At 57.7% G+C, this 23,381-nt stretch carries 29 protein-coding genes and 1 tRNA gene; 15 read left to right on the top strand and 15 right to left on the bottom strand.

The genetic code is table 11. From position 1 onward, the window contains the following. Nucleotides 1–372: 372 nt before the first annotated feature. The 10 genes from ACGJAX_RS13015 (at nt 373) to ACGJAX_RS12970 (ending at nt 5,950) form a co-directional block, all read left to right on the top strand. On the top strand, nt 373–1,023 hold the full coding sequence (locus ACGJAX_RS13015; RefSeq protein ID WP_390959270.1) for a S24 family peptidase: 651 nt from the start codon (nt 373–375) through the stop codon (nt 1,021–1,023). Between the two features lie 339 nt (nt 1,024–1,362). After that, entirely contained in the window at nt 1,363–1,734 is a 372-nt protein-coding gene (locus tag ACGJAX_RS13010) for a hypothetical protein (RefSeq protein WP_390959269.1), read from the top strand. Between the two features lie 10 nt (nt 1,735–1,744). Then, on the top strand, nt 1,745–2,020 hold the full coding sequence (locus tag ACGJAX_RS13005) for a hypothetical protein (protein ID WP_390959268.1): 276 nt from the start codon (nt 1,745–1,747) through the stop codon (nt 2,018–2,020). Next, nucleotides 2,017–2,400, top strand: coding sequence for a hypothetical protein (locus tag ACGJAX_RS13000; protein ID WP_390959267.1), 384 nt, complete (start codon nt 2,017–2,019; stop codon nt 2,398–2,400). Before ACGJAX_RS13005 ends, ACGJAX_RS13000 begins: the two co-directional genes overlap by 4 nt. After that, complete coding sequence (locus ACGJAX_RS12995) at nt 2,397–2,639, top strand: pyocin activator PrtN family protein (RefSeq protein WP_390959266.1); 243 nt, start codon at nt 2,397–2,399, stop codon at nt 2,637–2,639. The genes ACGJAX_RS13000 and ACGJAX_RS12995 overlap by 4 nt, the downstream gene beginning before the upstream one ends. 59 nt (nt 2,640–2,698) lie before the next feature. Next, nucleotides 2,699–3,049 (top strand): hypothetical protein, encoded by a 351-nt coding sequence (locus ACGJAX_RS12990; protein ID WP_390959265.1) that lies wholly within the window; start codon nt 2,699–2,701, stop codon nt 3,047–3,049. Between the two features lie 40 nt (nt 3,050–3,089). Then, nucleotides 3,090–3,902 carry a DUF2303 family protein gene (locus ACGJAX_RS12985; RefSeq protein ID WP_390959264.1) on the top strand — a complete coding sequence of 271 codons (813 nt, stop codon included), beginning with the start codon at nt 3,090–3,092 and terminating at the stop codon, nt 3,900–3,902. A gap of 74 nt (nt 3,903–3,976) precedes the next feature. Next, nucleotides 3,977–4,357 carry a hypothetical protein gene (locus ACGJAX_RS12980; protein ID WP_390959263.1) on the top strand — a complete coding sequence of 127 codons (381 nt, stop codon included), beginning with the start codon at nt 3,977–3,979 and terminating at the stop codon, nt 4,355–4,357. Between the two features lie 166 nt (nt 4,358–4,523). After that, complete coding sequence (xisR, locus tag ACGJAX_RS12975) at nt 4,524–4,739, top strand: excisionase family protein (protein ID WP_390959262.1); 216 nt, start codon at nt 4,524–4,526, stop codon at nt 4,737–4,739. Next, on the top strand, nt 4,736–5,950 hold the full coding sequence (locus ACGJAX_RS12970) for an Arm DNA-binding domain-containing protein (RefSeq protein WP_390959261.1): 1,215 nt from the start codon (nt 4,736–4,738) through the stop codon (nt 5,948–5,950). The genes xisR and ACGJAX_RS12970 overlap by 4 nt, the downstream gene beginning before the upstream one ends. Before the next feature lie 17 nt (nt 5,951–5,967). Here ACGJAX_RS12970 and ACGJAX_RS12965 read toward each other — a convergent pair whose 3' ends face one another. From ACGJAX_RS12965 to dapA, 7 genes are all read right to left on the bottom strand, one after another. Next, nucleotides 5,968–6,864, bottom strand: a complete 897-nt coding sequence (locus ACGJAX_RS12965; RefSeq protein ID WP_390959260.1) for an SDH family Clp fold serine proteinase — start codon at nt 6,862–6,864, stop codon at nt 5,968–5,970. Nucleotides 6,865–6,919: 55 nt separating this feature from the next. Next, nucleotides 6,920–7,111 carry a hypothetical protein gene (locus ACGJAX_RS12960; protein WP_390959258.1) on the bottom strand — a complete coding sequence of 64 codons (192 nt, stop codon included), beginning with the start codon at nt 7,109–7,111 and terminating at the stop codon, nt 6,920–6,922. Nucleotides 7,112–7,532: 421 nt separating this feature from the next. Next, nucleotides 7,533–7,622: transfer RNA gene (locus ACGJAX_RS12955), tRNA-Ser, on the bottom strand. 83 nt (nt 7,623–7,705) lie between these two features. Beyond that, entirely contained in the window at nt 7,706–8,419 is a 714-nt protein-coding gene (purC, locus tag ACGJAX_RS12950) for a phosphoribosylaminoimidazolesuccinocarboxamide synthase (RefSeq protein ID WP_007944067.1), read from the bottom strand. 28 nt (nt 8,420–8,447) lie between these two features. Next, nucleotides 8,448–9,206, bottom strand: coding sequence for an MBL fold metallo-hydrolase (locus ACGJAX_RS12945; RefSeq protein ID WP_390959256.1), 759 nt, complete (start codon nt 9,204–9,206; stop codon nt 8,448–8,450). A 4-nt stretch (nt 9,207–9,210) separates the two neighbouring features. Further along, on the bottom strand, nt 9,211–10,326 hold the full coding sequence (bamC, locus tag ACGJAX_RS12940; protein ID WP_390959254.1) for an outer membrane protein assembly factor BamC: 1,116 nt from the start codon (nt 10,324–10,326) through the stop codon (nt 9,211–9,213). A 17-nt stretch (nt 10,327–10,343) separates the two neighbouring features. Continuing rightward, entirely contained in the window at nt 10,344–11,222 is an 879-nt protein-coding gene (gene dapA / locus ACGJAX_RS12935; protein ID WP_090317459.1) for a 4-hydroxy-tetrahydrodipicolinate synthase, read from the bottom strand. A 327-nt stretch (nt 11,223–11,549) separates the two neighbouring features. Here dapA and ACGJAX_RS12930 point away from each other — a divergent pair, with 327 nt between their 5' ends. Next, nucleotides 11,550–12,110, top strand: coding sequence for a glycine cleavage system protein R (locus ACGJAX_RS12930; RefSeq protein ID WP_090317454.1), 561 nt, complete (start codon nt 11,550–11,552; stop codon nt 12,108–12,110). A gap of 10 nt (nt 12,111–12,120) precedes the next feature. After that, a complete protein-coding gene (locus ACGJAX_RS12925) occupies nt 12,121–12,594 on the top strand; it encodes a redoxin domain-containing protein (protein ID WP_390959252.1) in 474 nt (157 codons plus the stop codon). 137 nt (nt 12,595–12,731) lie between these two features. Here the strand turns inward: ACGJAX_RS12925 and ACGJAX_RS12920 are convergent, their stop codons facing one another. Next, complete coding sequence (locus ACGJAX_RS12920; protein WP_390959250.1) at nt 12,732–13,802, bottom strand: AI-2E family transporter; 1,071 nt, start codon at nt 13,800–13,802, stop codon at nt 12,732–12,734. A 31-nt stretch (nt 13,803–13,833) separates the two neighbouring features. Continuing rightward, nucleotides 13,834–14,073 carry a sulfurtransferase TusA family protein gene (locus tag ACGJAX_RS12915; RefSeq protein ID WP_390959248.1) on the bottom strand — a complete coding sequence of 80 codons (240 nt, stop codon included), beginning with the start codon at nt 14,071–14,073 and terminating at the stop codon, nt 13,834–13,836. A gap of 98 nt (nt 14,074–14,171) precedes the next feature. Here ACGJAX_RS12915 and ACGJAX_RS12910 point away from each other — a divergent pair, with 98 nt between their 5' ends. Next, nucleotides 14,172–15,605, top strand: a complete 1,434-nt coding sequence (locus ACGJAX_RS12910; RefSeq protein WP_090317441.1) for a M48 family metalloprotease — start codon at nt 14,172–14,174, stop codon at nt 15,603–15,605. A gap of 71 nt (nt 15,606–15,676) precedes the next feature. Here ACGJAX_RS12910 and ACGJAX_RS12905 read toward each other — a convergent pair whose 3' ends face one another. The 4 genes from ACGJAX_RS12905 to rpoE all read right to left on the bottom strand — a co-directional run bounded on the left by ACGJAX_RS12905 (nt 15,677) and on the right by rpoE (nt 19,452). Continuing rightward, on the bottom strand, nt 15,677–17,107 hold the full coding sequence (locus ACGJAX_RS12905; RefSeq protein ID WP_090317439.1) for a DegQ family serine endoprotease: 1,431 nt from the start codon (nt 17,105–17,107) through the stop codon (nt 15,677–15,679). A gap of 176 nt (nt 17,108–17,283) precedes the next feature. Continuing rightward, nucleotides 17,284–18,243 carry a MucB/RseB C-terminal domain-containing protein gene (locus ACGJAX_RS12900; protein WP_247254743.1) on the bottom strand — a complete coding sequence of 320 codons (960 nt, stop codon included), beginning with the start codon at nt 18,241–18,243 and terminating at the stop codon, nt 17,284–17,286. 8 nt (nt 18,244–18,251) lie between these two features. Next, on the bottom strand, nt 18,252–18,839 hold the full coding sequence (locus ACGJAX_RS12895) for a sigma-E factor negative regulatory protein (protein ID WP_247254744.1): 588 nt from the start codon (nt 18,837–18,839) through the stop codon (nt 18,252–18,254). Nucleotides 18,840–18,870: 31 nt separating this feature from the next. Further along, on the bottom strand, nt 18,871–19,452 hold the full coding sequence (gene rpoE / locus ACGJAX_RS12890; RefSeq protein ID WP_003172477.1) for an RNA polymerase sigma factor RpoE: 582 nt from the start codon (nt 19,450–19,452) through the stop codon (nt 18,871–18,873). Nucleotides 19,453–20,010: 558 nt separating this feature from the next. Between rpoE and nadB the strand changes: the two genes are divergently transcribed. Next, entirely contained in the window at nt 20,011–21,627 is a 1,617-nt protein-coding gene (gene nadB, locus ACGJAX_RS12885; protein ID WP_090317429.1) for an L-aspartate oxidase, read from the top strand. Here nadB and ACGJAX_RS12880 read toward each other — a convergent pair. Both ACGJAX_RS12880 and ACGJAX_RS12875 read right to left on the bottom strand, forming a co-directional pair. Next, a complete protein-coding gene (locus ACGJAX_RS12880) occupies nt 21,596–22,048 on the bottom strand; it encodes a protein YgfX (RefSeq protein WP_390959244.1) in 453 nt (150 codons plus the stop codon). The two genes, nadB and ACGJAX_RS12880, sit on opposite strands and share 32 nt — an antisense overlap. Then, nucleotides 22,032–22,286 carry a succinate dehydrogenase assembly factor 2 gene (locus tag ACGJAX_RS12875; RefSeq protein WP_007898624.1) on the bottom strand — a complete coding sequence of 85 codons (255 nt, stop codon included), beginning with the start codon at nt 22,284–22,286 and terminating at the stop codon, nt 22,032–22,034. The genes ACGJAX_RS12880 and ACGJAX_RS12875 overlap by 17 nt, the downstream gene beginning before the upstream one ends. A gap of 149 nt (nt 22,287–22,435) precedes the next feature. On the opposite strand from ACGJAX_RS12875, the gene ACGJAX_RS12870 reads away from it, so the two are divergent. Further along, nucleotides 22,436–23,377, top strand: coding sequence for a YgfZ/GcvT domain-containing protein (locus tag ACGJAX_RS12870; RefSeq protein WP_390959242.1), 942 nt, complete (start codon nt 22,436–22,438; stop codon nt 23,375–23,377). The last annotated feature ends 4 nt before the right edge of the window (nt 23,378–23,381 follow it).

Below are 23,381 nucleotides of genomic sequence, written 5' to 3'. Positions count from 1 at the left end.
AGCTGGGCTGGGGGATCTTTGGTGAGAGGCCCCAGCCCAGCACCCTTTAAGCTGCGGACTTCAAGCCAGCAGCTGCTTTTTCTTGCGTGTAAAGGCTCTCGATGGCCTTCCCAGTTACATACCGAACATCAGCACCTTTAGCGGCACGATTAATAGTCGGCTGCGTTGTCCCTACACGATCTGCGATGACCCGTTGGGACAAACCTGACCGCAGCAACTCCCCGAGCATTTCTTGGATAGTCATATCGTTCACCGATGCGCTTTCGCATTGAGCGCCACAATACACAAACGTATTGATTGATTCAATACAATCCCCGATACGTTTTTGAATCAAGGCAGAGAACAGTGATAGGTGACCGCATCGCTCAACGCATGCAAGAGCTAGATCTATCCGAAGGCGAACTTGGCCGCCGCTCTGGCGTCCCTCAGCCGACTATTCATAGGATCGTGACAAATGCGGTGGCTAGCCCGCGTCACGAGAACATTGAAAAAATCGCCAAAGCCTTGAAAGTCAGCAGTAACTGGCTGTGGAAAGGTGGCGAACACAAAGATCCAAATATTGAGGTCGCATCGCCCTCAAGCTCTGAATCCAATGTGGAGCCAGGGCCGGCAATCAAAGGATATGTGCCGTTGATTTCTTGGGTACAAGCAGGCACCTGGTGCGAAATAGAAGACGTTCGTTCACTTGATGATGCAGAGATATGGCTCCCTTGCGCCGCGTCTCATAGCAGACAAACTTATGCTCTCCGAGTGCGCGGACTTTCCATGTTCAACCAACATGAACGTCGCTCCTTCAGAGATGGGGATATCATTTTTGTTGACCCTGCGAAGGACGCCGAAAACGGCTCACTTGTCATCGCCAAATTAGTCGACAGCCAAGAGGCAACGTTTAAACAGCTCGTGATGGAAGGAAAGCGCCGATTCCTTAAGCCGTTGAACCCTGCGTGGCCCGAGCCGATCATTGAACTGGGAGACGATGCAATGATTTGCGGCGTTGTGTTCTCGAAACTAGAAATTTTCTAATACATCGAACGACAGATTGAGCCCGCGCCTTGCGGGCTTTTTTATGTCTCACTACAAAATCAATTCAAATACGTATTGACTCAACCAATACGTATTTGTATCGTCTGCCTCGTACACCTCTCACCAAAGAGTACGAGCCATGCAATCTACACAGCACAGCAATACCCGCTGCCCTGTCTATCTGCACCCATCCGCATGTAGTAGCCGTGCAGCTGTCGAAGCTATCCAGCGCCAAACCGGCCTGCTAGTGATTAGCACCCCCAAAGGTCGCACCGCAGCCATCGAGCTCCACAACACCACCCAAAACGAAAGCCCGTGGCCATTCGGGGGTGACGCAGCATGAATAGCTATCTGATTCCGCTCGCGAAACAAGAGCTACTGCACCATATGCTGCAGGTTGGAGGCGCCGCCGTGTGCCCCCTTCAAAGGCCAGAGCAAACCATCCACGCAAGCTTTGAAGTCGAGCTCACCGACACCACCGCCCTCATCAATGTTGACCTGGGCGGCCACACCGGCGAACTGACCCTCAAGCGGTCAGACCGAGCCAATCACCTGCACCTGAGGGATTTCATCCAGGACATCGCGAACGGCCGCATTGAGTCGGCGCAACCCGCGCCACCAGAACAGTTCGGCCGACTGGCGCAAATTGATCAGGCACTGGCCGACTCGGAAGCATTGCTTGACCGCGTTCGCAAATTGACCGCCGCCTGAGGACAGCGCCATGAACCGCACCCTGGACCAAACCGCCGCAGTGCTCGGCATCAAGCCCCGCGCTTTCCGCACCAGGTTGCGGGAGCTGGGCATCTTGAACAGCAGCGGTGACCTCGCCAGCCAGTACCGCGACCAAGGCCGTCTGTACTCAGACCCCCGCGTCCGCTGGAACCCCACGATCGGCAAGCCGGTTCACTACGCCGTAGTGATGGTGAAAGAAGCCGGGGTGGATTGGCTGGCAAAGAAGTTGGGCATCACCATTACGAACAAGGACGCCGCCGCATGAAAACCAATCAAGCCAACGCCTACACACAAGCCCTCGGCGCCCTGAAGTTGATCCCGATCTTCCTCAGCTGTCCCGGCGTCATCAGCCGAGCCACGCTGATTGGCGCCTCGACTGAAGCCGTTCAGTTGCTGGAAAGCATGCCGGTGCTGAGTACCGATCTGGCGGAGGTATTTCGCTGCGTCAACAACGTCATTCAAGACGGACAAGTGGCCTACGTTACCCCCACCAACTCAGCCGAGTATCCATTCGGTGCCGTGGTGGCTGATGCCAAAGGCCAAATCTGCGCCGCCGCGATGGGCAAAAGCAAGGAAGGGCTGGCCGAATTGATCCGCCTCAAGCTGGTGCCCCGATCGGAGGGGTTCGGGGAGGAAGCCGCATGAGCAACACCCTTGACCAACTTCGCAGACAGTTCGCCACACCTTGCCCGTCATTGACCGCAGTCCGAGAGCAGTACTTCACGCACATCCGGACCGACCGCTACCTGCTGGAAGAGATCAAGGCCGGGCGTATCGCCTTGGTCGTCAAGCGGCTGCACAACTCGGCACGGGCGAAGCGCGTGGTTTACCTGCACGACTTGGCTGACTTCCTCGACGCCCAAGCGGCGAAGCAAGCAGCCTGATATATCGGTGGCCCCTGCCGTCCAGAGGCAAACAACTCGCACTCAATTAGGCACAGCACATGAAACCAACAGACACAGCCGAATTCATCGGCGAACTCAACGCGGGCGTCTTCGCGAACCAGATCGGCCACGCCCTTTCCGAAGTGGCAGCGGGCGTTGTCGATAACGGCAAGGTCGGCTCCGTCACGCTGACCTTCACGCTGAAACAGATTGCCGACAGCCACCAGGTAACGGTCAACCACAAGCTCGCCTACAAGGTGCCAACCAAACGCGGCAGCCGCAGCGAAGACACAAACCTCGACACGCCGATGCATGTCAACGAGGGCGGTCGCCTGACCTTGTTTGCCGAAGCGCCTCGCGCGGGCCAGCTGTTCAACCGAGACGCCGCGCCGATTCACGCGAAGTCCTAACCACTCTACCCATGCCTCTCACCAAAAGGAAAACGATCCAATGGAAGCTAAAGCAATTCAGTTGATTCAAGACACCGCCGTACTGGCCTATGCCAAGCCGCTGAGCACCTTCACTCCGGCTCTGGTGCTGCCGTCTGACCAGAAGATCCACAGCATCGAGAAGTTTCAAGCCGCTCGCAGTCGCTTCCGCGGTGCGCTCACCACTCACTCGTTGCTGGACTTCGGCAACTACGTGATGGAGCAAAGCGCCGATATCGTCGCATCTGGTTTTGTCGACGCAGAAGCCATGTCGTGCACCGTGATTTTCAACCTGGGCAACACCAAAGAACCAGGGCACGGCGACTTCACCGCCACCCTCAACCTCAGAAAAACTGCCGCCTTCCGAGCGCTCGAACGAGCTGCCAGCGTCCAATTCGCACAGAAAGACCTGAGCGACTGGATAGAGGATTGGGCGTCGAACCTCCAAGCCCTTGCAGCGGACGACAGCCACATCGATCTGCGCAAAGCCGCGAGCGCCATCCGCTCCATCAGCATCGAGCAAGCACGCAAAAGCGAACATGTCGTCGGCGACCTGAGCGCATCCCGTTCGGCGATGGACCAGATCGAAGCGAAATCCTCGGAAGGCCTGCCAGCCGAATTCCTATTCACCGTCGAGCCCTACGAAGGGCTGAAGGTCCAGATCATCCGACTTCGTGTTGCTGTCCTCACCGGCGGTGACAAGCCCCTACTCCGCCTGCGCTGGATTGGCGAAGAGCAACTGCGCGAAGACCTCGCACAAGAATTCAAGGACGTCGTTCAGCAGGAAGTCGGCGGCGGCGCGAAGTTGACCATCGGAAGCTTCAACCTGGGCTAACCACCACTGCAACATCCCGTCGCCGGCCTCTCACCAATGGTCCCGGCGGCGGGCTCTACCGAGGAGCACAGCACATGCAAACACAACATTTGATCATCATCGCCGCCTGCTCAGCCGTTGGGCTGTTGCTGATGGCCTACTTCGTCCGCCAAGCAGTCCTACGCGCCATCGCAAGAGGTGTTGCGGCTCAATCCAAGTACCACCAGGAGCGAGTCGCCGGACTGACGAAGGACATCATCCGCCTCAGTCAAACACCCCAAGCCGAATCGATACTCACCTGGGCAGACTATCAAACGCTGCTGCAAGCGCACGCCACGCTGATTCTCGCCCAAATGACTTGGCGGGCAATGCCAGGCACGGAATCGACCCAATTGAAGGCGGAGAAGCAAGCACAGAGGCTCCTGGACTTAGCCAATCGCATCAGTACCACCGCTAAACCGGGAGCTGCCGCATGAACACCCTTCGCCGGACAGTCCGAATCCGCCGCGGGCAAATGCCCCCACTCGACTTACAAACCATCTGCGACAAATGCAACAGGTCGCGGGCACACGGCAATCACGAACAATGCAGCAAGCAACGCCAAGCCGAGGGTATCGCCCGGCGCGCAGGGGAGAAACAACGATGAGCGCAGCAGAGAAACTCGACCTCCACATCACACCAGGCGCCTGGTTCCGCCAGGATCTGCTGTATCCAGTGTTCGGTCTGAGCACCGAAGCCGTCCGCAAGTATCGCACCCGCGGCCTCTGGCTTGAAGGCAAACACTGGCGCAAGGACCCAGCCAACGTGATCGTTTACAACCGTGCCGCGATTGAGCGCTGGATGGAAGGGAAACCATGACCGACAAAATGCCGACCGGCGTTGAGATGAACGGCAAGCAATTGCGAATATGGTTCATCTTCAACGGCCAACGGTGCCGGGAACCCTTGGAAGGGATCTCGAAAGTAAACAAGGCCGCGATCACCTACGCCGACAACAAGCGCCGCACGATCCTCGCGGAAATAAAAGAGGGCCGCTTCGACTATGCGGCCCACTTTCCGAACTCGCCCAGGGCTGCCATGTTCACGGGGACTGGTGGCCCGTCGCTAAAGCGCACAGTGAAGGAAGGCATTGATCGCTGGCTGGAGGTTCAGCGCGCGCTCAAAGCTTCGAGCACCGTCGTTAACTACGTCAGCAAGGCTGTGCACGTCGAGAAAAAATTCGGCAAGCGACGGATCGTCGACATCAGCAAGAGCGACATCGAGTTGTTCCAGGCGCAGTTGCTCAAACAAGGCCTGGCCCCAAAGACAGTGAACGACATTTTCACCGTCGTCCGCGGAGTCTGGGCTGACGCATTCGGCGATGGCATCCTCAAGGCCAACCCGCTCGATCGGATCAGCAACGTCGGATCCGACGTCGACCTAGAACATGCCGACCCTTTCAGTCGCACCGAGATTGAATTGATCGGCAAAACGGATCCCGATCGACGAGCCGACACCCGAATGATCGAGTTCAACTGCTGGGCCGGGCTGTCCCTCTCCGAACTCATTGGGCTCGCCGTTGAAGACATCGATCTTGAAGCCGGCCTGGTGCATGTCCGCCGCGCATTGGTCGTCGGCGAATTCAAGGTTCCCAAAGAACGCTCCAGGGTACGAGTCGTCGAGCTGATAGACCCTGCCCTCGAACTGATGCGGGAGATTGTTGCCGCCGCCAAGGAAGCAGCCACCGTTGAGATCACCGTTATCCAGCGCGACAACATCACGTCCAAGAAAATGAAAGTGAGGTTTCTTTTCCGCAGCTCAACCAGCGGCCTGCTATGGAGCGGCAAGACATTGAGCAATTGGTTTACCGCTCACCTGAAAAAGGCAGGAGTCCGCCATCGAGGGGCCAACCAGTGTCGCCACACATTTGCCAGTCAGATGCTGTCTAGCTACGTCCCGGTCGAATGGGTGGCCAGGCAGCTGGGCCACGCCGATACAACGATGGTTAGAAAGCACTACGGCAGATGGATACCAAGAGATACCAAGAGCATGGCAGGTATGGTCTCTGCCATGTTGGGGTTTCGGCCGTAGTCCAAAGGCTCAACTGATCATTGAGAAAACAGTACGATTGCGCTGCCGTTGTGGTTCTCAATGATCTTGCCTGCAGGCGAGTTCGCAAACGTATGCATGTAAGCGTGGTGCACCGTCAGCACCAAATCCTGCAGCTCTTCATCGTCTTCCAGCTTCACCACCTTCAGACCAAAGCCCACCGCATCCTCAATGTGCAAATGCCGGGAGTGAGTCTTGGTTCCAGCGTGATCATTCAACGCTAGGACGATGTTATCCGCTTTTGCGACAGCATCCGGGTCACCCTTGAACATGCCACTTACGAGCCAATTTTTAACAATGAGATCTGCTAGCTCAATTGCCTTCTCACACTCTCCCAAGAAGGTAGGGTGATATTTGTTGATGATGGCTTGCCAGATCGGCGTGGAGAGAGGATCGCGCTTAACAGATTCGATAGCGTTCTCGAACTCCTCAAGAACCCCGTGCGCCGGTATACCGCCAAATTGAGGGTCGAATGGGCCGATATTTGATTGCTTGCCCATGACAATTTCAGAACAAGCGCAGGCAATCATAGTGCCAGCCGACATCGCCAGCTGAGGAATTACCGCCCGGATATCTGTTCCATACATTTGCCGTAGGTAATGGACGATAGATTCCGCCGCGGACAAGTCACCACCAGGTGTGTGCAAGATCAAATCCAAGCCTTGCGAGCGATCCAATCCGTGGACCGCATTCATAAAACCATTTTTATCGTCGTCGTTCACTTGCCCAAATGCATAGCCAGGCTTTTGAAGGAAGCCAGAGTAATAGGCAATGACGTTACGGCCTGTCTTTTTCTGCAAAAGCCCCAGGTACTTTTTGCGTACGTCGTCAACAGCGTTCGTGCTCGACTGAGCCTTGATAACGATCTCTTCTAAAACCTGGGTCCAATTTGGCATATAAACGTCCATAAAAAAGCCCGGCTGAATACCGGGCTTTTGAGAAGAAACTGAATTACTTTTTGGAGATGACTTTCGCCGAGCTGCCTGCCGAAGTAGCAGCGTAACCCACGCTAGCTTCAGTCAGAATCGAACATTTCTTGAACTGACGAGCGTAGCTATGTGCGCCCTGATAAGCAGCGCCAGGGGAAGGATTCAACCCCAGTAGTGCAAAACCAGCCTCGAAATCAGTACGATTTGTTTGCATATGCAGCTCCGGTAAAGTCTCGTATCCCTACGAGCCCAAAAATTTGGTACGCGATGCTAGCAAATGGCTACAGACATTTGAAGCACCAAACGTACATTCTTAATGTATCCGATAATCGTAACGACGAATGGTTCCGACGTTAGAATCGTGAATTCCCAGGCAATATTAGGTTTTCGTCTGCAATCAGAATCTAGCTGATGGCAACGTGACACGCCATTGCATTTTTTAATCAAACGCCGCTGATAACGCCGTTCGGACGATAACCATTATTTCCCGGGTGCGGAGTCCGTGACGGCGCTGAGCGTTCTCAAGCGGTATTCAGGGCAGGAAAAATGCCCTAAAAATGCCCTAACAGGATCGCCAGAAACGAAAAAGCCCCTGTAATCTCTAACGATTACAGGGGCTTAGTCTTATTCAATAATGGCGGAGAGATAGGGATTCGAACCCTAGGTACCGGTGAAGGTACAACGGATTTCGAATCCGTCCCATTCGGCCACTCTGGCATCTCTCCAACGGCGCGCATCATAACAACACTTTTGCCGGAAGCGAACCCCCCAAGCGAAATTTTTCCGTGCTATCAGATGCTTGCGTCGGTTAAAGCGGTACGCCCAGACGATTGGCGACTTCTTCGTAGGCTTCGATAACGTCACCGAGGCCCTGACGGAAGCGGTCCTTGTCCATTTTCTTGCCGGTCGCCTTGTCCCACAGACGGCAGCCGTCCGGGCTGAATTCGTCACCCAGAACGATGGAACCGTCGTGGAACACGCCGAATTCGAGTTTGAAGTCGACCAGCAGCAGGCCGGCGTCATCGAACAATTTGCTCAGGACTTCGTTGACCTTGAGCGACAGTTCTTTCATGCGAACCAGTTGCTCGGCCGTGCCCCAGCCGAATGCCACGACGTGGGATTCGTTGATGAACGGGTCGCCCTTGGCGTCGTCCTTCAGGAACAGTTCGAAGGTGTAAGGGTTGAGCTTCATGCCTTCTTCGACACCCAGGCGCTTGACCAGGCTGCCGGCGGCGTAGTTACGCACGACGCACTCGACCGGGATCATGTCCAGCTTCTTCACCAGGCACTCGTTGTCGCCCAGGAGCTTGTCGAACTGGGTCGGCACGCCGGCGGCTTCGAGTTTCTGCATGATGAAGGCGTTGAACTTGTTGTTCACCATGCCTTTGCGGTCGAGCTGTTCGATGCGCTTGCCGTCGAACGCCGAGGTGTCGTTACGAAACAACAGGATCAAACGGTTAGCGTCGTCGGTCTTGTAAACCGACTTGGCTTTGCCGCGGTAGAGTTCTTCACGTTTTTCCATGATGGGCTCCGCTTGCTAAGTAGATGGGCTAGGCGATGTGTCGCCAGTCGAGCCCTGAATCTTGATCGGCCAATTGCAGCCAGTCCGGGTCGCACCCTAGGGTGTCGACAAAACATTGCCGGGCCAGCTGCGGCAGGTTGTTCTTGCTGCTCAGATGGGCCAGGACCAGGTGTTGCAGGCCTTGCCAGCCCAACTCGGCCACCAGGAATGCCGCCTGATGGTTGTTCAAATGTCCCAGTTCGCCGCCCACCCGCTGCTTCAGAAAGTACGGGTAATGACCGCGAGCCAGCATGTCACGGCAATGGTTGGCCTCGATCATCAATGCATCGAGATCCCGATAACCGTCCAGCACCCTGTTGCAGTATGACCCCAGGTCGGTCAACAGGCCGAATCGCCGTTCACCGTCACTGAAGACGTACTGCGTCGGTTCCTGTGCATCGTGGGCCACGGCAATGACACCAATGCTCAAGTCGCCGATCCGCAGTTGCTCGCCGCCCGCCAGAAAGCCCGCGGGTTCAATCGGCTTGCGCATCCCGCGCAAGGTCCCGCGACTCAGGTAGACAGGCAGATTGTAGCGCCGAGACAGCAAACCCACGCCATGCACGTGGTCGGCATGTTCGTGGGTCACGAGTATCGCGCTCAGCTGCGCAGGGTGCACACCCAGGCGCAGCAGGCGTTTTTCGGTTTCCCGCAGGGAGAAACCACAATCCACCAGCACGTATGTATCAGCACTGGCTACCAGCGTGCCGTTCCCCTGGCTACCGCTGCCGAGAACGGCAAAACGCATGTGATCAGCCCAAGTTGTCCTGAATCACGCTCAACACTTTGCGCGCTACATCAGCAGGCGCCACGGTGTTGATGTTTTTCTCGACGGTGACCTGAACGCTCTCACCCACCTTGCTCAGGCGAACCTGATAACGCTCGGCACGGGCTTCAACTTCTTCCTTGCTCGACTTGCCGCCGAACAGTCCGCTGAAGAACCCTGGCTTGTCGTCTTTCTTCTCGGCTTTTTCAGCCAGGTTGATGTAGTACAGGCCCAGGCTGCGGTTGATGTCTTCCACGCGCCATTCGCCGTGCTCCAGGGCGCGGCCGACGCTTGACCAGGCACGATCCAGGTCGGAACCAACGTTCAGGACAGGGTTGCCGCTGCCGTCCACATTCAGGCTGACACGACCAGGTGCGTCGAAGTCACGGGAGGCCAGCATGGACACCGAACCACCCTTCTCCGAGATGCGGCTCATGCTCGCGAGCATGTCATCGACCAATGCCGCGTCCAGGCCGGTGTTGACCGAACGGTTAGTGAAGGCGACGTCGGCGGTACTGCCGGCAGGACGCTCGGCGGTCACCACATAGACTTCACTGGTGTTGCGCTGCACACCCGGCTCGATACGTACCCGGGCACGGATTTCGCTGTCAGAAGCGACACCGGCTGCGCTCAGGCGCTTGGCCATGGCTGCGGAAAGTTCGTCGGAATGCTGCCAGGTGGTGGTGAACTCACCGGTTTGCGGGCGCTGCTCGTCCAGGCGGAAACCGTTGTCCTGGAAGAATTGCACAGCCGCTGGCCAGGCTTCGGCCGGCTGGTTTTGCGCGAGGATCCAGCGCGAGTCACCGCTCTTTTGCAGGGAGTAGGCACTGGCGTCGGCAGCGACCGATAGCGGTTGTGGACGAGGAACGACGTACTCGCCCTTGACGGTTTCATCAGCCACGTTACGCGGGATCGGCAACAGCGGGTCAAGGCGCTTGGCGGTGCTGATATCCGGCGGCATTTGCATCGGTGCAGTCTGTTGCGCGCCCAGGTAATCGCTACCACGGTCACGGAAATAACCTTCCGGGCCCCAGACCCATCCGCAGCCACTGGTGCTGGAGATAATCAAGGCAAGTGCGGAAAGTCCGGCCATTCGCTTCATGCGTTGTACTTCCTCAATTAAACCAGGACGCCGGACTGGCGCATGGCCTGCCGCAGCGGTTCGTGACATTCGGCGCTGAGCCAGGTGAGCGGCAGACGGATACCGTCCGGCATCAGGCCCATTTCATGCAGCGCCCATTTCACGGGAATAGGGTTGGATTCGATAAACAGGGTTTTATTGAGCGGCATCAGCTTTTCATGGATGGCCCGGGCTTTCTCGGCCTCACCATTCAGAGCAGCGATGCACAGGTCGGCCATGTCGCGCGGAGCGACGTTGGCGGTCACCGAAATATTGCCCTTGCCGCCCAGCAGGATCAGCTCGACCGCGGTGGCATCGTCACCGGAGATCACCAGGAAATCGCTGCTGACGCCGTCGATGATGGCTTTGGCACGCTTGAGGTCGCCGGTGGCTTCCTTGATGCCGATGATGTTCTTGACGGTCGACAGGCGGATCACGGTTTCAGCCTGCATGTCGCAAGCGGTGCGACCCGGCACGTTATAGAGGATCTGCGGGATGTCGACGGCTTCGGCAATCGCCTTGAAGTGCTGGTACAGACCTTCCTGGGTCGGCTTGTTGTAGTACGGCGTGACCAGCAGGCAGGCATCGGCGCCGGCGGTCTTCGCATTGGTGGTCAGCTCGATGGCTTCGCGGGTCGAGTTGGCACCGGTACCGGCGATCACCGGAATGCGGCCATTGACCTGCTTCACTACGCGACGGATGACTTCGATGTGTTCGTTCACATCAAGAGTGGCCGATTCACCTGTTGTGCCAACCGCCACGATGGCGTGGGTGCCGTTTTGCAGGTGAAAGTCCACCAGTTTGCTCAGACTGTCCCAGTCGAGACGACCCTGCGCATCCATGGGTGTGACCAGTGCCACCATACTGCCCGCAATCATGCAACCGCTCCTGCCGGAAAAAGAGAGCGGTAATGGTACTGGCGCCAAGATGCTTGTACAAGCGAAGTACTGCGCTGCCGCCATTCCCCTTGGCGCTGCTTTTCGCTACCCTTCAGACTTTGATCGATACTGACAAGCTCGTACGTCGGGTTTCTGCCTCGATTTTCGGCATCACAAGCCCTGATCCAGCGTTGCCGCCCCTCGCTCCTGCCATTGAGGAGCACGTTGCAAGCTGCGCCTCGGGTTTTCCGAATACGCTTGCGCAGGCTAGCCTCGACAAAACAAGCCGACAGAAGTATCGACCGCTCATCGCTTTAGGAATGCTGCATGTCCACCCCCACAGTTCGCGAACAATTCCTTGTCATCAGTGCCCTTGGCGCCAACCCCATGGAGCTGACTAACGTCCTGTGCCGCGCCAGCCATGAAAACCGCTGCGCCGTGGTCACCTCTCGGCTGACACGCCACGGCGAGTGCAGTGCGCTGGTCCTTGAAGTCTCCGGCAGCTGGGACGCCCTGGCACGCCTGGAAGGCAGCCTGCCCGTGCTGGCCAAACGGCACGCCTTCACCGTCAATGTTGTGCGCAGCGCAGCCCTGGAGAATCGTCCGCAGGCCTTGCCTTACGTCGCCTACGTCAGTTCGGCCTATCGCTCGGACATCGTCAACGAGTTGTGCCAGTTCTTCATGGATCACAACGTTGAGCTGGAGAACCTGACCTGCGACACCTATCAGGCTCCGCAGACCGGCGGCACCATGCTCAATGCCACGTTTACCGTGACCTTGCCGGCCGGCGTGCAAATCAGTTGGCTACGCGATCAGTTCCTGGATTTTGCCGACGCGCTGAACCTGGACGCCCTGATCGAACCGTGGCGCCCACAAAACCCAATGTAAGGAAGCTTTCATGGCCGTTGCTATCGACCAACCGGTTGCCGATTTCGAAGCACCCGCCACCAGCGGGCAGACCGTCAGCCTCGCTGCGCTCAAAGGCAAGCAAGTGGTGATCTACTTCTATCCGAAGGACAGCACGCCAGGCTGCACTACCCAGGGCCAGGGCTTTCGCGATCAGCTCGAAGCTTTTAAAGCCGCCAACACCGAAGTGTTCGGCGTATCGCGCGACAGCCTGAAGTCCCACGAAAACTTCAAGGCCAAGCAGGCATTCACCTTCGAGCTGATCAGCGACAAGGAAGAAGCGCTTTGCCAGCAGTTCGACGTGATCAAGCTGAAAAAGCTCTACGGCAAGGAATACATGGGCGTGGATCGCAGCACGTTCCTGATCGACAAGGACGGCGTGCTACGTCAGGAATGGCGTGGCGTGAAGGTGCAGGGGCATGTTGATGCGGTGTTGGCTGCCGCTCAGGCCCTCAACAAAGCCTGATTTCCCCAGCGTCTGTTCGGATGCCTTCGCGGGCAAGTCCGCTCCCACATGAGACTGTGTCAGCCTTTACAACTCGGTCAACTGCAGGAGCGGGCTTGCCCGCGAAGAGCTTATCAGCCCCGAATCAAGGCCGAGCGTTATAACAATGGTGCCACCTCGGGCTCCTTGCGCGGCCAGGCATCCAGCACAGCCTTAAATAGCGTGGCCAGTGGTATCGCAAAAAACACCCCCCAAAAGCCCCACAAGCCACCGAACAACAGCACCGCGCAAATGATCGCCACCGGGTGCAGGTTGACCGCTTCCGAGAACAACAACGGCACCAGCACGTTTCCGTCCAAGACCTGGATGATGCCGTAGACCGCCATCAAATAGATGAACTGATCGCTCCAGCCCCACTGGAATAGCGCAATCAGGAGCACCGGCACGGTCACCACCACGGCTCCGACGTAGGGCACCACCACCGAGATGCCCACCAGCAGCGCCAGCAGCGCCGCGTAGTTGAGCCCCAACACGACGAAACCGATGTAGGTCGCGCCACCGCAGATGAAGATCTCGATGACCTTGCCGCGAATGTAGTTGGCGATCTGTCGGTTCATCACATGCGCGACGCGGGTAATCAGCGCCCGTTCACGGGGCAAATAACCGCGCACCCACCGACCAATCATTTCGCGGTCCTTGAGGAAGAAAAACACCAGAATCGGCACCAGCACCAGATAGATCATGATGTTCACCAACAGCGGCAGACTCGACAGCGAGAACGTCAGCGCCCACTGGCCGAACTTGCCAATCTCGCCCCGCGCCACGTCGATGGCCTGCAGCACCTGCTCGTCTGAGACCAGATGGGGATAGCGTTCCGGTAGCAGCAGCAACAGCGACTGCCACTTCGCGAGCATTCCCGGCAGCTCGTTGAACAACGTGATCAACTGATGCCAGAGCAACGGCACCACGACCACGATAAATACCAGCAACACTCCCATGAACAACGCAAAGACCAACCCCACCGCGACCCCGCCAGGTACACGCACGCGTTCAAGGGTAACCACCAGTCCCTGCATCAGATACGCCAGCACCATCCCGGCCAGCACGGGCGCAAGCATGCCGCCCAATGTGAGCACGGCGGTGAACGCCAGAAACAACAGAACGGCGAGAACCACGGCTTCTTCATCGGAGAAGTAGCGCTGAATCCAGTCGCGTAACACCTTGAACATTAATAATCCTTAAGAACAAACGCCGCAGGTTTCAGGCTTTTTTCAACCAGTACTGGTAAACGCCCGCTTCATCCTCTTCGCGGAGCAGCGTATGACCGGCCAATCGGGCAAAGGTGCGGAAATCGCGCTGTGACCCCGCATCAGTGGCAATCACCTTGAGCACGGTACCGCTGGCCATCCGGTTGAGCTCCATCTTGGCCTTGAGCAACGGCAACGGGCAATTCAAGCCACTGGCGTCCAGTTCAACGTCATGGGCTACAGCGTCGGTCATTGCGTTACTCCGGATCAGGTAGTTGAGTCGCCTAGAATATCTGGTCGCAGCGCCAGTGTCCGGCTACAGTAAGGTCTTTGTCGACTAAGGCTTTGTGCATGACATTTTTGCGCCCTACCCTGCTGACGCTCGCTTGCCTGCTTGCCTCGCCAGGCTTCGCCGACGACCTGCCGTCACTCGGTGATGCCAGCTCTGCCATTGTCTCGCCACAGCAGGAATACCAGTTGGGCCGTGCATGGCTGGCGCTTTTGCGTAGCCAGGTATCGCAGCTCAATGACCCGCAGCTCAAGGACTACGTCGAATCCAGCGTCTACCGACTGGTCGAGACCAGCCAGGTCAATGATCGGCGCCTGGAATTCATCTTGATCAACAGCCCCCAGCTCAACGCCTTCGCCGCCCCGGGCGGGATTGTCGGGGTGAACGGCGGCCTGTTCCTCAACGCCCAGACCGAAGGTGAATACGCCTCCGTACTGGCTCACGAATTGGCTCACTTGTCGCAACGTCACTTTGCCCGTGGTGTTGAGGCCCAGCAACGCATGCAAGTTCCCATGATGGCCGCCCTGCTGGCAGGTATCGTGATTGCCGCGGCCGGTGCCGGCGACGCAGGTATCGCGGCCATCGCAGGTACGCAGGCCGCCGCGATTCAGGAACAGCGACGGTTCTCCCGCCAGAACGAGCAGGAAGCCGACCGTATCGGCATCCTCAATCTTGAAAAAGCCGGTTACGACCCACGCTCGATGCCCACCATGTTCGAGCGTTTGGGCCGTCAGTACCGTTACGACGCCAAGCCACCGGAATTCCTGCTGACTCACCCGGTCACCGAATCACGGATTGCCGACACCCGCAACCGTGCCGAACAGGCGCCGAAAGGTGGTATCGAAGACAGCCTGCGCTATCAACTGATTCGAGCACGGGTCCAGTTGTTCTACGAAGAAACCCCTGGCCTGGGTGCCAAGCGATTCCGCGCCGAACTGGATGAAAACCCGAAAAGCGATGTCGCTCGCTACGGCCTTGCCATCGCCCAGATCAAGGGTGGCCAGTTGAACGAAGCCCGGGAAAATCTCAAACCACTGCTGGCCAAGTCGCCGAACGAGATCATTTATAACCTCGCTCAGATCGATCTGGACATCACCAACAATCGATTGCCGGATGCGCAAGCACGGGTTGACCGGTTACTGACGCAGTACCCCGGCAATTACCCGCTGAATCAGGTGCGCGTCGACTTGCTACTGAAGCAGAACCGTACCGCCGACGCCGAAAAGGCACTCGAAGGCCTGCTCAAGTCACGCCCGAACGACCCGGACGTGTGGTATCAGGTTGCCGAGACGCGCGGCCTGTCAGGCAACATCATCGGCCTGCACCAGGCGCGCGCCGAGTACTTCGCGCTGGTGGGCGACTATCGGCAAGCCATTCAGCAACTGGATTTTGCCAAGCGCAAGGCTGGCAACAACTTCCCGCTTTCGTCACGAATCGATGCACGTCAACGCGAGCTGATGGAGCAGGAACGCATGATCAAGGACATGATGGGCTAAGGACTCAAAAAACGTCGGACACAAAAAAACCGCCTCTTTCGAGGCGGTTTTTTATTCAGCCAACAACCGGATTATTCAGCCAGTTTGAAGGTGATGAAGCTGGCACGCCCCTGACGCAGAACCCGCATCGACACCGAACGGTTCTTCGGCAACGATTTGGCGATCTCCGTGAATTGCTTGGTCGATTCGATGGCCTGATTGTTCAGGTGAGTAATGACGTCTCCTGGCTGCAAGCCGATCATCGAAGCAGGACCGTCCTGGACTTCCTTGATCACCACACCGCCTTTGAGGTCGTAGGTTTTTTTCTGCTCATCGGTCAGCTCGACCACAGAAACACCCAGGCGATTGCTGCTACGCTCAACGCCGGATTTAGACAAGCTGTCCAACTCTTTGCCTTCCTCCGGAATGGCACCGACAGTCAGCTCGACGTTCTGGCGCTTACCGTCGCGGATCACCTCCAGCTTAGCCTTGGAGCCAGCTTTCAACGCGCCCACAAGGTGCGGCAGATCGGCAGACATGACGATCGGTTGACCGTTCATGCTCAGGATAACGTCGCCGACTTGCAGGCCACCCTTGGCAGCCGGGCCGTCATCCTGGATCTGGGCAACGAGCGCACCGGCCGGCTTCTCCAGACCGAACGATTCGGCCAGATCCTTGTTCACTTCCTGAATCACGACACCCAACCAGCCGCGGCTGACTTTGCCGCCGCTTTTCAGCTGATTGGACACATCCATGGCCACATCGATGGGAATGGCGAACGAAACGCCCATGAAGCCACCGGAGCGCGTATAGATCTGCGAGTTGATCCCGACCACTTCACCATTGAGGTTGAACAGCGGACCACCGGAGTTACCCGGGTTGATCGGCACGTCGGTCTGAATGAATGGCACATAATTTTCGTTCGGCAGGCTTCGGCCGACGGCACTGACGATGCCTTGGGTCACGGTGTGGTCAAAGCCGAATGGCGAACCGATTGCCACGACCCACTGCCCGGCTTTCAAGTCCTGGGATTTGCCCAACTTCAAGACCGGCAGATCCTTGCCTTCAACTTTCAGCAGCGCCACGTCGGAACGTGGGTCAGTACCGATCAGTTTGGCTTTCATTTCGCTGCGATCGGCGAGACGCACGACAATTTCGTCAGCATCGGCGATCACATGATTGTTGGTGAGGATGTAGCCATCAGGCGAAATGATGAAACCCGAACCCAGGGATTGGGCTTCACGCTGGCGATCGCCCCGCGGTGAACGAGGCTGCTGCGGCATGCCTCGCTCGAAAAACTCGCGAAGCGCCGGCGGCAAACCTTCCAGGTCAGGCATATCCTGGATCGACACTTTGCGGTCCGGCAGTTTTTGCGTGGTACTGATGTTGACCACCGCAGGCGAGGCCTGTTCGACCAGTTGCGTGAAATCAGGCAATTCGACCGCTTGAGCGGCGACCGCCTGACCGAGCACCAGCACGGTGGCAATAATGGAGAGGTAAGACTTCAAGCGTGGTATCGACATACGGCTCCCGTTACGACGAGCATGGTTAAGCGATATGGATCAAGGAACACCGAGAAAGATACGCCGGTATCTTTGTTCCGGGAACAACAAACAAGGCCAGAGCCGAGGGCTCTGACTTAAGAAAAATTCACTGGATTTTGCAAATTGAAATGTTCACGAAACATTTCGATCTCAGCTTACTGCTTGGTTGTGGCAGCGTCAGCGCGCATGGAAAGCGCAATCCGTTCAGCTGTGCCTATCGGAATTTCGCCCACTACCGTGACCATCATCTCGCCTTGCGCAGTGGTCAGACGTCGGGACACAGCAACGGTTGGCCCCAGCTGAATACGGGTGTCGGTGACGACAGCGCCATTCAAAGGCTCCAAAAACACCGAAAAGCGAGCCAGACCATCGTCATACATCAGGCTGCTGACCTGTGTCTTGGTCTCAGGATCCTTGCGCGCCGAACTGCTGGTCAGTTCAAAACCGGGTGGCAACCAATCCGAATGCCAGGTTTGAGCGGCCTTGACCGCGGAGGACTTGTCACTCTCGAGGTTGACCGCCTTGCAATCGGCGCCTGGCTGCAGGTCACTCTCTGACGGGACAGTGGCGGTATCGAGTCGCGTAAACTGGAATCGCTCGAGCAACTGCCCTTTGTCATTGAGCAGCAACGATTTGAGCGGCAACCCGGTTTCCTTGTCCAGATGCAGTTCAAAACCGTAGCGATGCTGATCGCGAGGCGTCAGCGAAACAATCACGGCCGATCGCCCGGCCACGCGCGATTTGCCGATAACGGCAAGGTCGTACCAATTCTTGAGCTTTTGTGGATCAATTGCGCGGGCGGCGGAGTTGGGGGTATCCCCAAGCCCTGCGATCAGGGTGCCGCTTACGCATTGCGTATGCCCGTCAACGCGCACAACCTCCTGCGCGGAGCCATCGAGCTGAAGCAGACGCTCGTGGACCTTGCCCTCCTGGACGCGGTGCCAGATGTTGTGGGTAGAAAAACTACCGTTACGCTCGTAGACAAAAGTACCTTGAAAGCTTTGCTGCTGCTCGGCCTGACCAAGACGGGTCAACCAGTCCTGGGCTTCATCGGCATGGGCTGGAACAACGAACCAGCCACCCAGCAGAAGCGTAAGTAAAGGTATGGCGCGCATGATCCTCCTTAACGGTTTTCCAGGCTCGCTGCACGAGCGTAAGGCAGAGCGCTCTCAGTACCTTTCAGTGCAGCCTGTTGAGCATGTTGGCGCAAGTAACCCGGCAGACGTTGATCGTGCCAGCCTGGCTGACCTTGCAGTACGCCATTGGCCATGGGACCGGTGGCATCCGAACTCTCATTGTAGCCTGCCAAAACAGCCGGGCCTTTTACTTGCGGAGCAACCAGGCTTTGTTGGCTGGATTGCTGAGCCAGTTCTACCCCGGCGATCTCGTCCTGATTGTAAAGACGAACACCCGCCAGTACGGCAAGGGTCACCGAAGCGGCTACCGCCAGACGTCCCAAGCTGCGCCATGGACCACGGGAGACTTTTGCCGGTACGGCTTCGTCAGCCAGAGCAGCAGATACCGCCGCAGCGATGTCCAGACGTGGAAGCAGCAGGTCCTTGTGCATCACTGCCCGAGCGATCTGATAACGAGCCCAGGTTTCACGGGTTTCGACATCGTCACAGGCATTCAATACCCGACGTAACTCCAGCTCGTCCGCTTCGTTATCCATCACTGCGGACAGCGATTCCTGCAGGGCTTCACGACTCATGGCGTTCCTCTCTTGGCTGTCGCCGCTGTCTTTAGTTTTCCTGCAACAATGGCTGCAGGGCTTTATCGATGGCCTCCCGAGCGCGGAAAATCCGGGAGCGCACGGTGCCTACCGGACACTGCATGACGCTCGCAATGTCCTCGTAACTCAGACCATCAAATTCACGTAAAGTTAACGCCGTACGCAAATCTTCTGGCAGTTGCTGAATGGTTCGATGGACGGTGCCTTCGATCTCATCCCGCAGCAAAGCTCGTTCTGGCGACTCGAGATCCTTGAGGCCATGATCGCCATCGTAGAACTCTGCATCCTCGGAACTGACATCGCTATCCGGCGGCCGACGGCCGCGTGAAACCAGATAGTTTTTCGCCGTGTTGATGGCGATGCGGTAAAGCCACGTGTAAAACGCGCTGTCTCCGCGAAAATTTCCAAGCGCACGGTACGCCTTGATAAAGGCTTCCTGTGCCACATCCTGGGCTTCATGGGTGTCGTGCACAAAACGCACGATCAACCCGAGAATTTTGTGCTGGTATTTCAGCACTAACAGATCGAATGCACGCTTGTCACCGCGCTGAACGCGTTCGACCAGCTGCTGATCCTCTTCCTGGGTTAGCATGAACACTCCTCGATAAGCTTGGAGGAGGCTTGCAAAACTAAACGACCGGACTTGCAAACATAGACTCGGGCTTTTCGCAAAAGTTCTCCCCCTCCAGGCAAGTTTCCTGCGGGCACTGATTCGGCACGCACGAAAAGCGCAGCGCGAGATGACCCGGCTGCGCAAATAATCTTGTCATCGGATTCGCTGGCAAGGATCCAACTGCTGACCCTGCGCGGACGCCGACACTGTCCCTTGATTCAGGCAACCGTCTATTGATATTGGGCCTTTGGCAAAAGTTCCAAATATTTATAGCCGTGCCAAACCGACATTGTGCAACCGTGAAGAGAAAAAGACTGTTAAATCCACGATACAGTCCACATGTTGGCGAATCGTCAGAAAAAACATCCGACGAAGCGACAGGTCTTTTCTGTCACGGTAGTTTCACAATGCCATATCGGCTCGGGTATTGTGCCGCTCCCCCCCTCTATATACTAGTGGGCTGTGCGGTTGCCTGACTCACCTGTCCAGATGTCTGGCGCCTACCCCGACCCGGGTCGCTTTGAGCGGAATCCTGAAATGAGCCAACAGTTTCAACACGATGTTCTGGTAATTGGCAGCGGTGCTGCCGGTTTGAGCCTTGCGCTGACCTTGCCCGGTCATTTGCGCATCGCCGTACTGAGCAAAGGCGACCTCGCCAACGGCTCGACATTCTGGGCGCAGGGCGGCGTGGCTGCCGTCCTCGACGACACCGACACCATCGAATCCCACGTCGATGACACCCTGAACGCTGGCGGTGGCCTATGCCACGAAGACGCCGTGCGCTTTACCGTCGAACACAGTAAAGAAGCCATTCAATGGCTGATCGACCAGGGCGTGCCATTTACCCGTGATGAACAGTCCGGCACTGAAGATGGCGGATTCGAATTTCACCTGACTCGCGAAGGCGGGCACAGCCACCGGCGCATCATCCATGCCGCCGATGCCACGGGCGCTGCAATATTCCGGACGCTGCTCGCCCAGGCCAAGCAACGACCGAACATCGAGTTGCTCGAGCAACGCGTTGCCGTCGATCTGATCACGGAAAAACGCCTGGGTCTTGAAGGCGATCGCTGCCTGGGCGCCTATGTGCTCAATCGCGCCACCGGGGAAGTCGACACCTACGGCGCGCGCTTCGTGATTCTTGCATCCGGCGGAGCGGCCAAGGTCTACCTCTATACCAGCAACCCTGATGGTGCCTGCGGCGACGGCATCGCCATGGCCTGGCGTTCAGGATGCCGGGTGGCAAATCTGGAATTCAATCAGTTCCACCCCACTTGCCTTTATCACCCACAGGCCAAGAGTTTCCTGATCACCGAAGCACTGCGTGGCGAAGGTGCACACCTGAAACTGCCCAACGGCGAACGCTTCATGCAGCGTTTCGACCCTCGTGCCGAACTGGCCCCAAGGGACATCGTGGCCCGGGCCATCGACCATGAGATGAAGCGACTCGGTATCGACTGCGTCTATCTGGACATCAGCCACAAGTCCGAAGACTTCATCAAAACGCATTTCCCGACCGTGTACGAGCGCTGCCTCGAATTTTCCATTGACATCACCAAGCAACCGATTCCGGTCGTTCCGGCGGCGCATTACACCTGCGGCGGCGTGATGGTCGACCAGCAAGGTCGCACCGATGTGCCGGGGCTCTACGCGATTGGCGAAACCAGCTTTACCGGCCTGCATGGCGCCAACCGAATGGCCAGCAATTCGTTGCTGGAATGCTTTGTGTATGCGCGCTCAGCCGCGGCGGACATCCTGGAGCAATTGCCGAACGTTTCGGCGCCCACCGCCCTGCCCATCTGGGACGCGAGCCAGGTGACCGACTCCGATGAAGACGTGATCATTGCGCACAACTGGGATGAACTGCGGCGATTCATGTGGGACTACGTGGGCATCGTGCGCACCAACAAACGCCTGCAACGGGCCCAGCACCGGGTGCGCCTGCTGCTGGACGAGATCGACGAGTTCTACAGCAACTACAAAGTCAGCCGGGATTTGATCGAGTTGCGCAACCTGGCCCAGGTGGCCGAGCTGATGATTCGCTCAGCCATGGAGCGCAAGGAAAGTCGCGGCCTGCATTACACCCTCGACTATCCGAAGATGCTGCCAGTCGCGCTGGACACTATTCTGGTGCCGTCCACCTACGTCGACTGAACTTGAGCCGCACCCGCAGGCGTCGGTGCAGATCCGCCGCCTGCGAATCCCGAGGCACGCAAACGGAGCGGACACGCCGCTCGCCCCGCAGACGAACCCGCAGCAGCACCACCAACGGCAGCGCGATGCTGTCCGGACGAAGCTGCACCGCTTGCCATCCCGCCGCCCGACTCCATAACTGCCAGCCATCGGCATCGCGACGCAAGCCGCAGAAGGCCCGGGCGTGGGTCAGCAGAATCTGGCGTGGCAATGCCCAAACGGCGTGCAGCAGACAGCAAAAGGCGCCGAGCAAGCTGGCCCAAAGCGGAATAGCGAGAAGCCATAGGGAACCCAGCGCGAACAGCTGGGCCAACAGATACGCCGCCAGCAACTGCCGTGAGGCATGCCAGCGGCATTCGAAACCATTACTTGGGCTGAACACGGTCCAGAATCATGCGAACCATGCGCTGAAGCTCAGGATCTTCAGATTCGGCGCGTTCCATGAACCAGCCGAACATGTCCTGATCTTCGCATTCGAGCAACCTGACGTAACAGGCGCGATCAACCTCGTTGAGGTGCGGATAAACCTCTTTCACAAACGGCACCAGCAACACGTCAAGCTCAAGCATGCCGCGGCGGCTGTGCCAGTAGAGGCGATTCAGTTCAACATCTTCGACCATGGAGCGCTCCTCAAATAGGCCGCAAGTATACAGCCCCGCGCCCGGTCGAACAGTCGGCTTTGGTCGGGCACCGACGATCCTTTGTGAACTACCCATTTCAAGAGCGCCCCCTTATCATGTCCGCCAGACTCTTTACCCTGCGATGACCCATGGCCGATTCTGCTTTTTTCTGCACGCTGTCTCATGAAGGTGTTCTGGCGGTCCGCGGCGCGGACGCCGGCAAGTTCCTGCAAGGCCAATTGACCTGCAACCTCAATTACCTGAGCGATACCCAGGCCAGTCTCGGTGCGCGCTGCACGCAGAAAGGCCGGATGCAGTCGAGCTTCCGCATCCTGCTCGAAGGTGACGGCGTGCTCATGGCCATGGCCAGCGAGCTGCTCGAACCGCAACTGGCAGACCTGAAAAAATACGCTGTTTTTTCCAAGTCCAAACTGACGGACGAAAGCGCTGCCTGGGTCCGCTTTGGCGTCGATCATGGCGATGCCGCACTCAAAAGTCTCGGCCTCGAACTGCCCGCTGAAACCGACCAGGTCGTGCGCAATGACGGCCTGATCGCCCTTCGCGTGTCCCCTGATCGCGCCGAACTCTGGGTCAGCGCCGATCAAGCCGACGCGGTCAAGGGCAAGCTGTCCGCCCTGCTCGCCAAAGGCGGACTGAATCAATGGCTGCTGGGCCAGATCCGCGCCGGGATCGGCCAGGTGATGCCGGGCACCCGCGAGCTGTTCATCCCGCAGATGCTCAACCTGCAGGCGGTCGGGGGCGTGAGCTTCAAGAAAGGTTGCTACACCGGCCAGGAGATCGTTGCGCGGATGCAGTATCTGGGCAAGCTCAAGCGCCGCCTGTATCGCCTGAGCCTGGACGCCAGCGAACTGCCTGAGCCTGGCACCCAGCTGTTTTCCCCAAGCCATGGCAGTTCAATCGGCGAAGTGGTACTGGCCGCCCAGGGCGAACAACAGATTGAACTGCTGGCGGTGCTGCAAGCCGATGCGGCAGAGGCCGGCGACATTCACGTCGGTGCGCTCGACGGCCCCGCCCTGCACTTGCTCGACCTGCCTTATGAACTGGACCGCGACCGCGAAATCCAGCGTTAACAGC

It is taken from the genome of Pseudomonas moorei (assembly GCF_042846945.1).
Classification (GTDB): domain Bacteria; phylum Pseudomonadota; class Gammaproteobacteria; order Pseudomonadales; family Pseudomonadaceae; genus Aquipseudomonas; species Aquipseudomonas moorei.
The sequence above is the reverse complement of the archived record's forward strand: the minus strand, read 5'-3'. Positions and strand labels throughout refer to the sequence as shown.

What these genes read in the sequence shown, in the direction of transcription:
- rpoE (WP_003172477.1), bottom strand. Translation starts at nt 19,452, where the DNA reads ATGCTAACCCAGGAAGAGGATCAGCAGCTGGTCGAACGCGTTCAGCGC.
- ACGJAX_RS12920 (WP_390959250.1), bottom strand. Translation starts at nt 13,802, where the DNA reads ATGTTCAAGGTGTTACGCGACTGGATTCAGCGCTACTTCTCCGATGAA.
- ACGJAX_RS13005 (WP_390959268.1), top strand. Translation starts at nt 1,745, where the DNA reads ATGAACCGCACCCTGGACCAAACCGCCGCAGTGCTCGGCATCAAGCCC.
- ACGJAX_RS12930 (WP_090317454.1), top strand. Translation starts at nt 11,550, where the DNA reads ATGTCCACCCCCACAGTTCGCGAACAATTCCTTGTCATCAGTGCCCTT.
- ACGJAX_RS12900 (WP_247254743.1), bottom strand. Translation starts at nt 18,243, where the DNA reads ATGCGCGCCATACCTTTACTTACGCTTCTGCTGGGTGGCTGGTTCGTT.
- ACGJAX_RS12945 (WP_390959256.1), bottom strand. Translation starts at nt 9,206, where the DNA reads ATGCGTTTTGCCGTTCTCGGCAGCGGTAGCCAGGGGAACGGCACGCTG.
- ACGJAX_RS13010 (WP_390959269.1), top strand. Translation starts at nt 1,363, where the DNA reads ATGAATAGCTATCTGATTCCGCTCGCGAAACAAGAGCTACTGCACCAT.
- ACGJAX_RS12965 (WP_390959260.1), bottom strand. Translation starts at nt 6,864, where the DNA reads ATGCCAAATTGGACCCAGGTTTTAGAAGAGATCGTTATCAAGGCTCAG.
- ACGJAX_RS12925 (WP_390959252.1), top strand. Translation starts at nt 12,121, where the DNA reads ATGGCCGTTGCTATCGACCAACCGGTTGCCGATTTCGAAGCACCCGCC.
- ACGJAX_RS12915 (WP_390959248.1), bottom strand. Translation starts at nt 14,073, where the DNA reads ATGACCGACGCTGTAGCCCATGACGTTGAACTGGACGCCAGTGGCTTG.
- ACGJAX_RS12995 (WP_390959266.1), top strand. Translation starts at nt 2,397, where the DNA reads ATGAGCAACACCCTTGACCAACTTCGCAGACAGTTCGCCACACCTTGC.
- ACGJAX_RS12910 (WP_090317441.1), top strand. Translation starts at nt 14,172, where the DNA reads ATGACATTTTTGCGCCCTACCCTGCTGACGCTCGCTTGCCTGCTTGCC.
- nadB (WP_090317429.1), top strand. Translation starts at nt 20,011, where the DNA reads ATGAGCCAACAGTTTCAACACGATGTTCTGGTAATTGGCAGCGGTGCT.
- purC (WP_007944067.1), bottom strand. Translation starts at nt 8,419, where the DNA reads ATGGAAAAACGTGAAGAACTCTACCGCGGCAAAGCCAAGTCGGTTTAC.
- ACGJAX_RS13000 (WP_390959267.1), top strand. Translation starts at nt 2,017, where the DNA reads ATGAAAACCAATCAAGCCAACGCCTACACACAAGCCCTCGGCGCCCTG.
- ACGJAX_RS12980 (WP_390959263.1), top strand. Translation starts at nt 3,977, where the DNA reads ATGCAAACACAACATTTGATCATCATCGCCGCCTGCTCAGCCGTTGGG.
- ACGJAX_RS12960 (WP_390959258.1), bottom strand. Translation starts at nt 7,111, where the DNA reads ATGCAAACAAATCGTACTGATTTCGAGGCTGGTTTTGCACTACTGGGG.
- ACGJAX_RS12985 (WP_390959264.1), top strand. Translation starts at nt 3,090, where the DNA reads ATGGAAGCTAAAGCAATTCAGTTGATTCAAGACACCGCCGTACTGGCC.
- xisR (WP_390959262.1), top strand. Translation starts at nt 4,524, where the DNA reads ATGAGCGCAGCAGAGAAACTCGACCTCCACATCACACCAGGCGCCTGG.
- ACGJAX_RS12895 (WP_247254744.1), bottom strand. Translation starts at nt 18,839, where the DNA reads ATGAGTCGTGAAGCCCTGCAGGAATCGCTGTCCGCAGTGATGGATAAC.
- ACGJAX_RS12870 (WP_390959242.1), top strand. Translation starts at nt 22,436, where the DNA reads ATGGCCGATTCTGCTTTTTTCTGCACGCTGTCTCATGAAGGTGTTCTG.
- ACGJAX_RS12905 (WP_090317439.1), bottom strand. Translation starts at nt 17,107, where the DNA reads ATGTCGATACCACGCTTGAAGTCTTACCTCTCCATTATTGCCACCGTG.
- ACGJAX_RS12970 (WP_390959261.1), top strand. Translation starts at nt 4,736, where the DNA reads ATGACCGACAAAATGCCGACCGGCGTTGAGATGAACGGCAAGCAATTG.
- dapA (WP_090317459.1), bottom strand. Translation starts at nt 11,222, where the DNA reads ATGATTGCGGGCAGTATGGTGGCACTGGTCACACCCATGGATGCGCAG.
- ACGJAX_RS12990 (WP_390959265.1), top strand. Translation starts at nt 2,699, where the DNA reads ATGAAACCAACAGACACAGCCGAATTCATCGGCGAACTCAACGCGGGC.
- ACGJAX_RS12875 (WP_007898624.1), bottom strand. Translation starts at nt 22,286, where the DNA reads ATGGTCGAAGATGTTGAACTGAATCGCCTCTACTGGCACAGCCGCCGC.
- bamC (WP_390959254.1), bottom strand. Translation starts at nt 10,326, where the DNA reads ATGAAGCGAATGGCCGGACTTTCCGCACTTGCCTTGATTATCTCCAGC.
- ACGJAX_RS13015 (WP_390959270.1), top strand. Translation starts at nt 373, where the DNA reads ATGCAAGAGCTAGATCTATCCGAAGGCGAACTTGGCCGCCGCTCTGGC.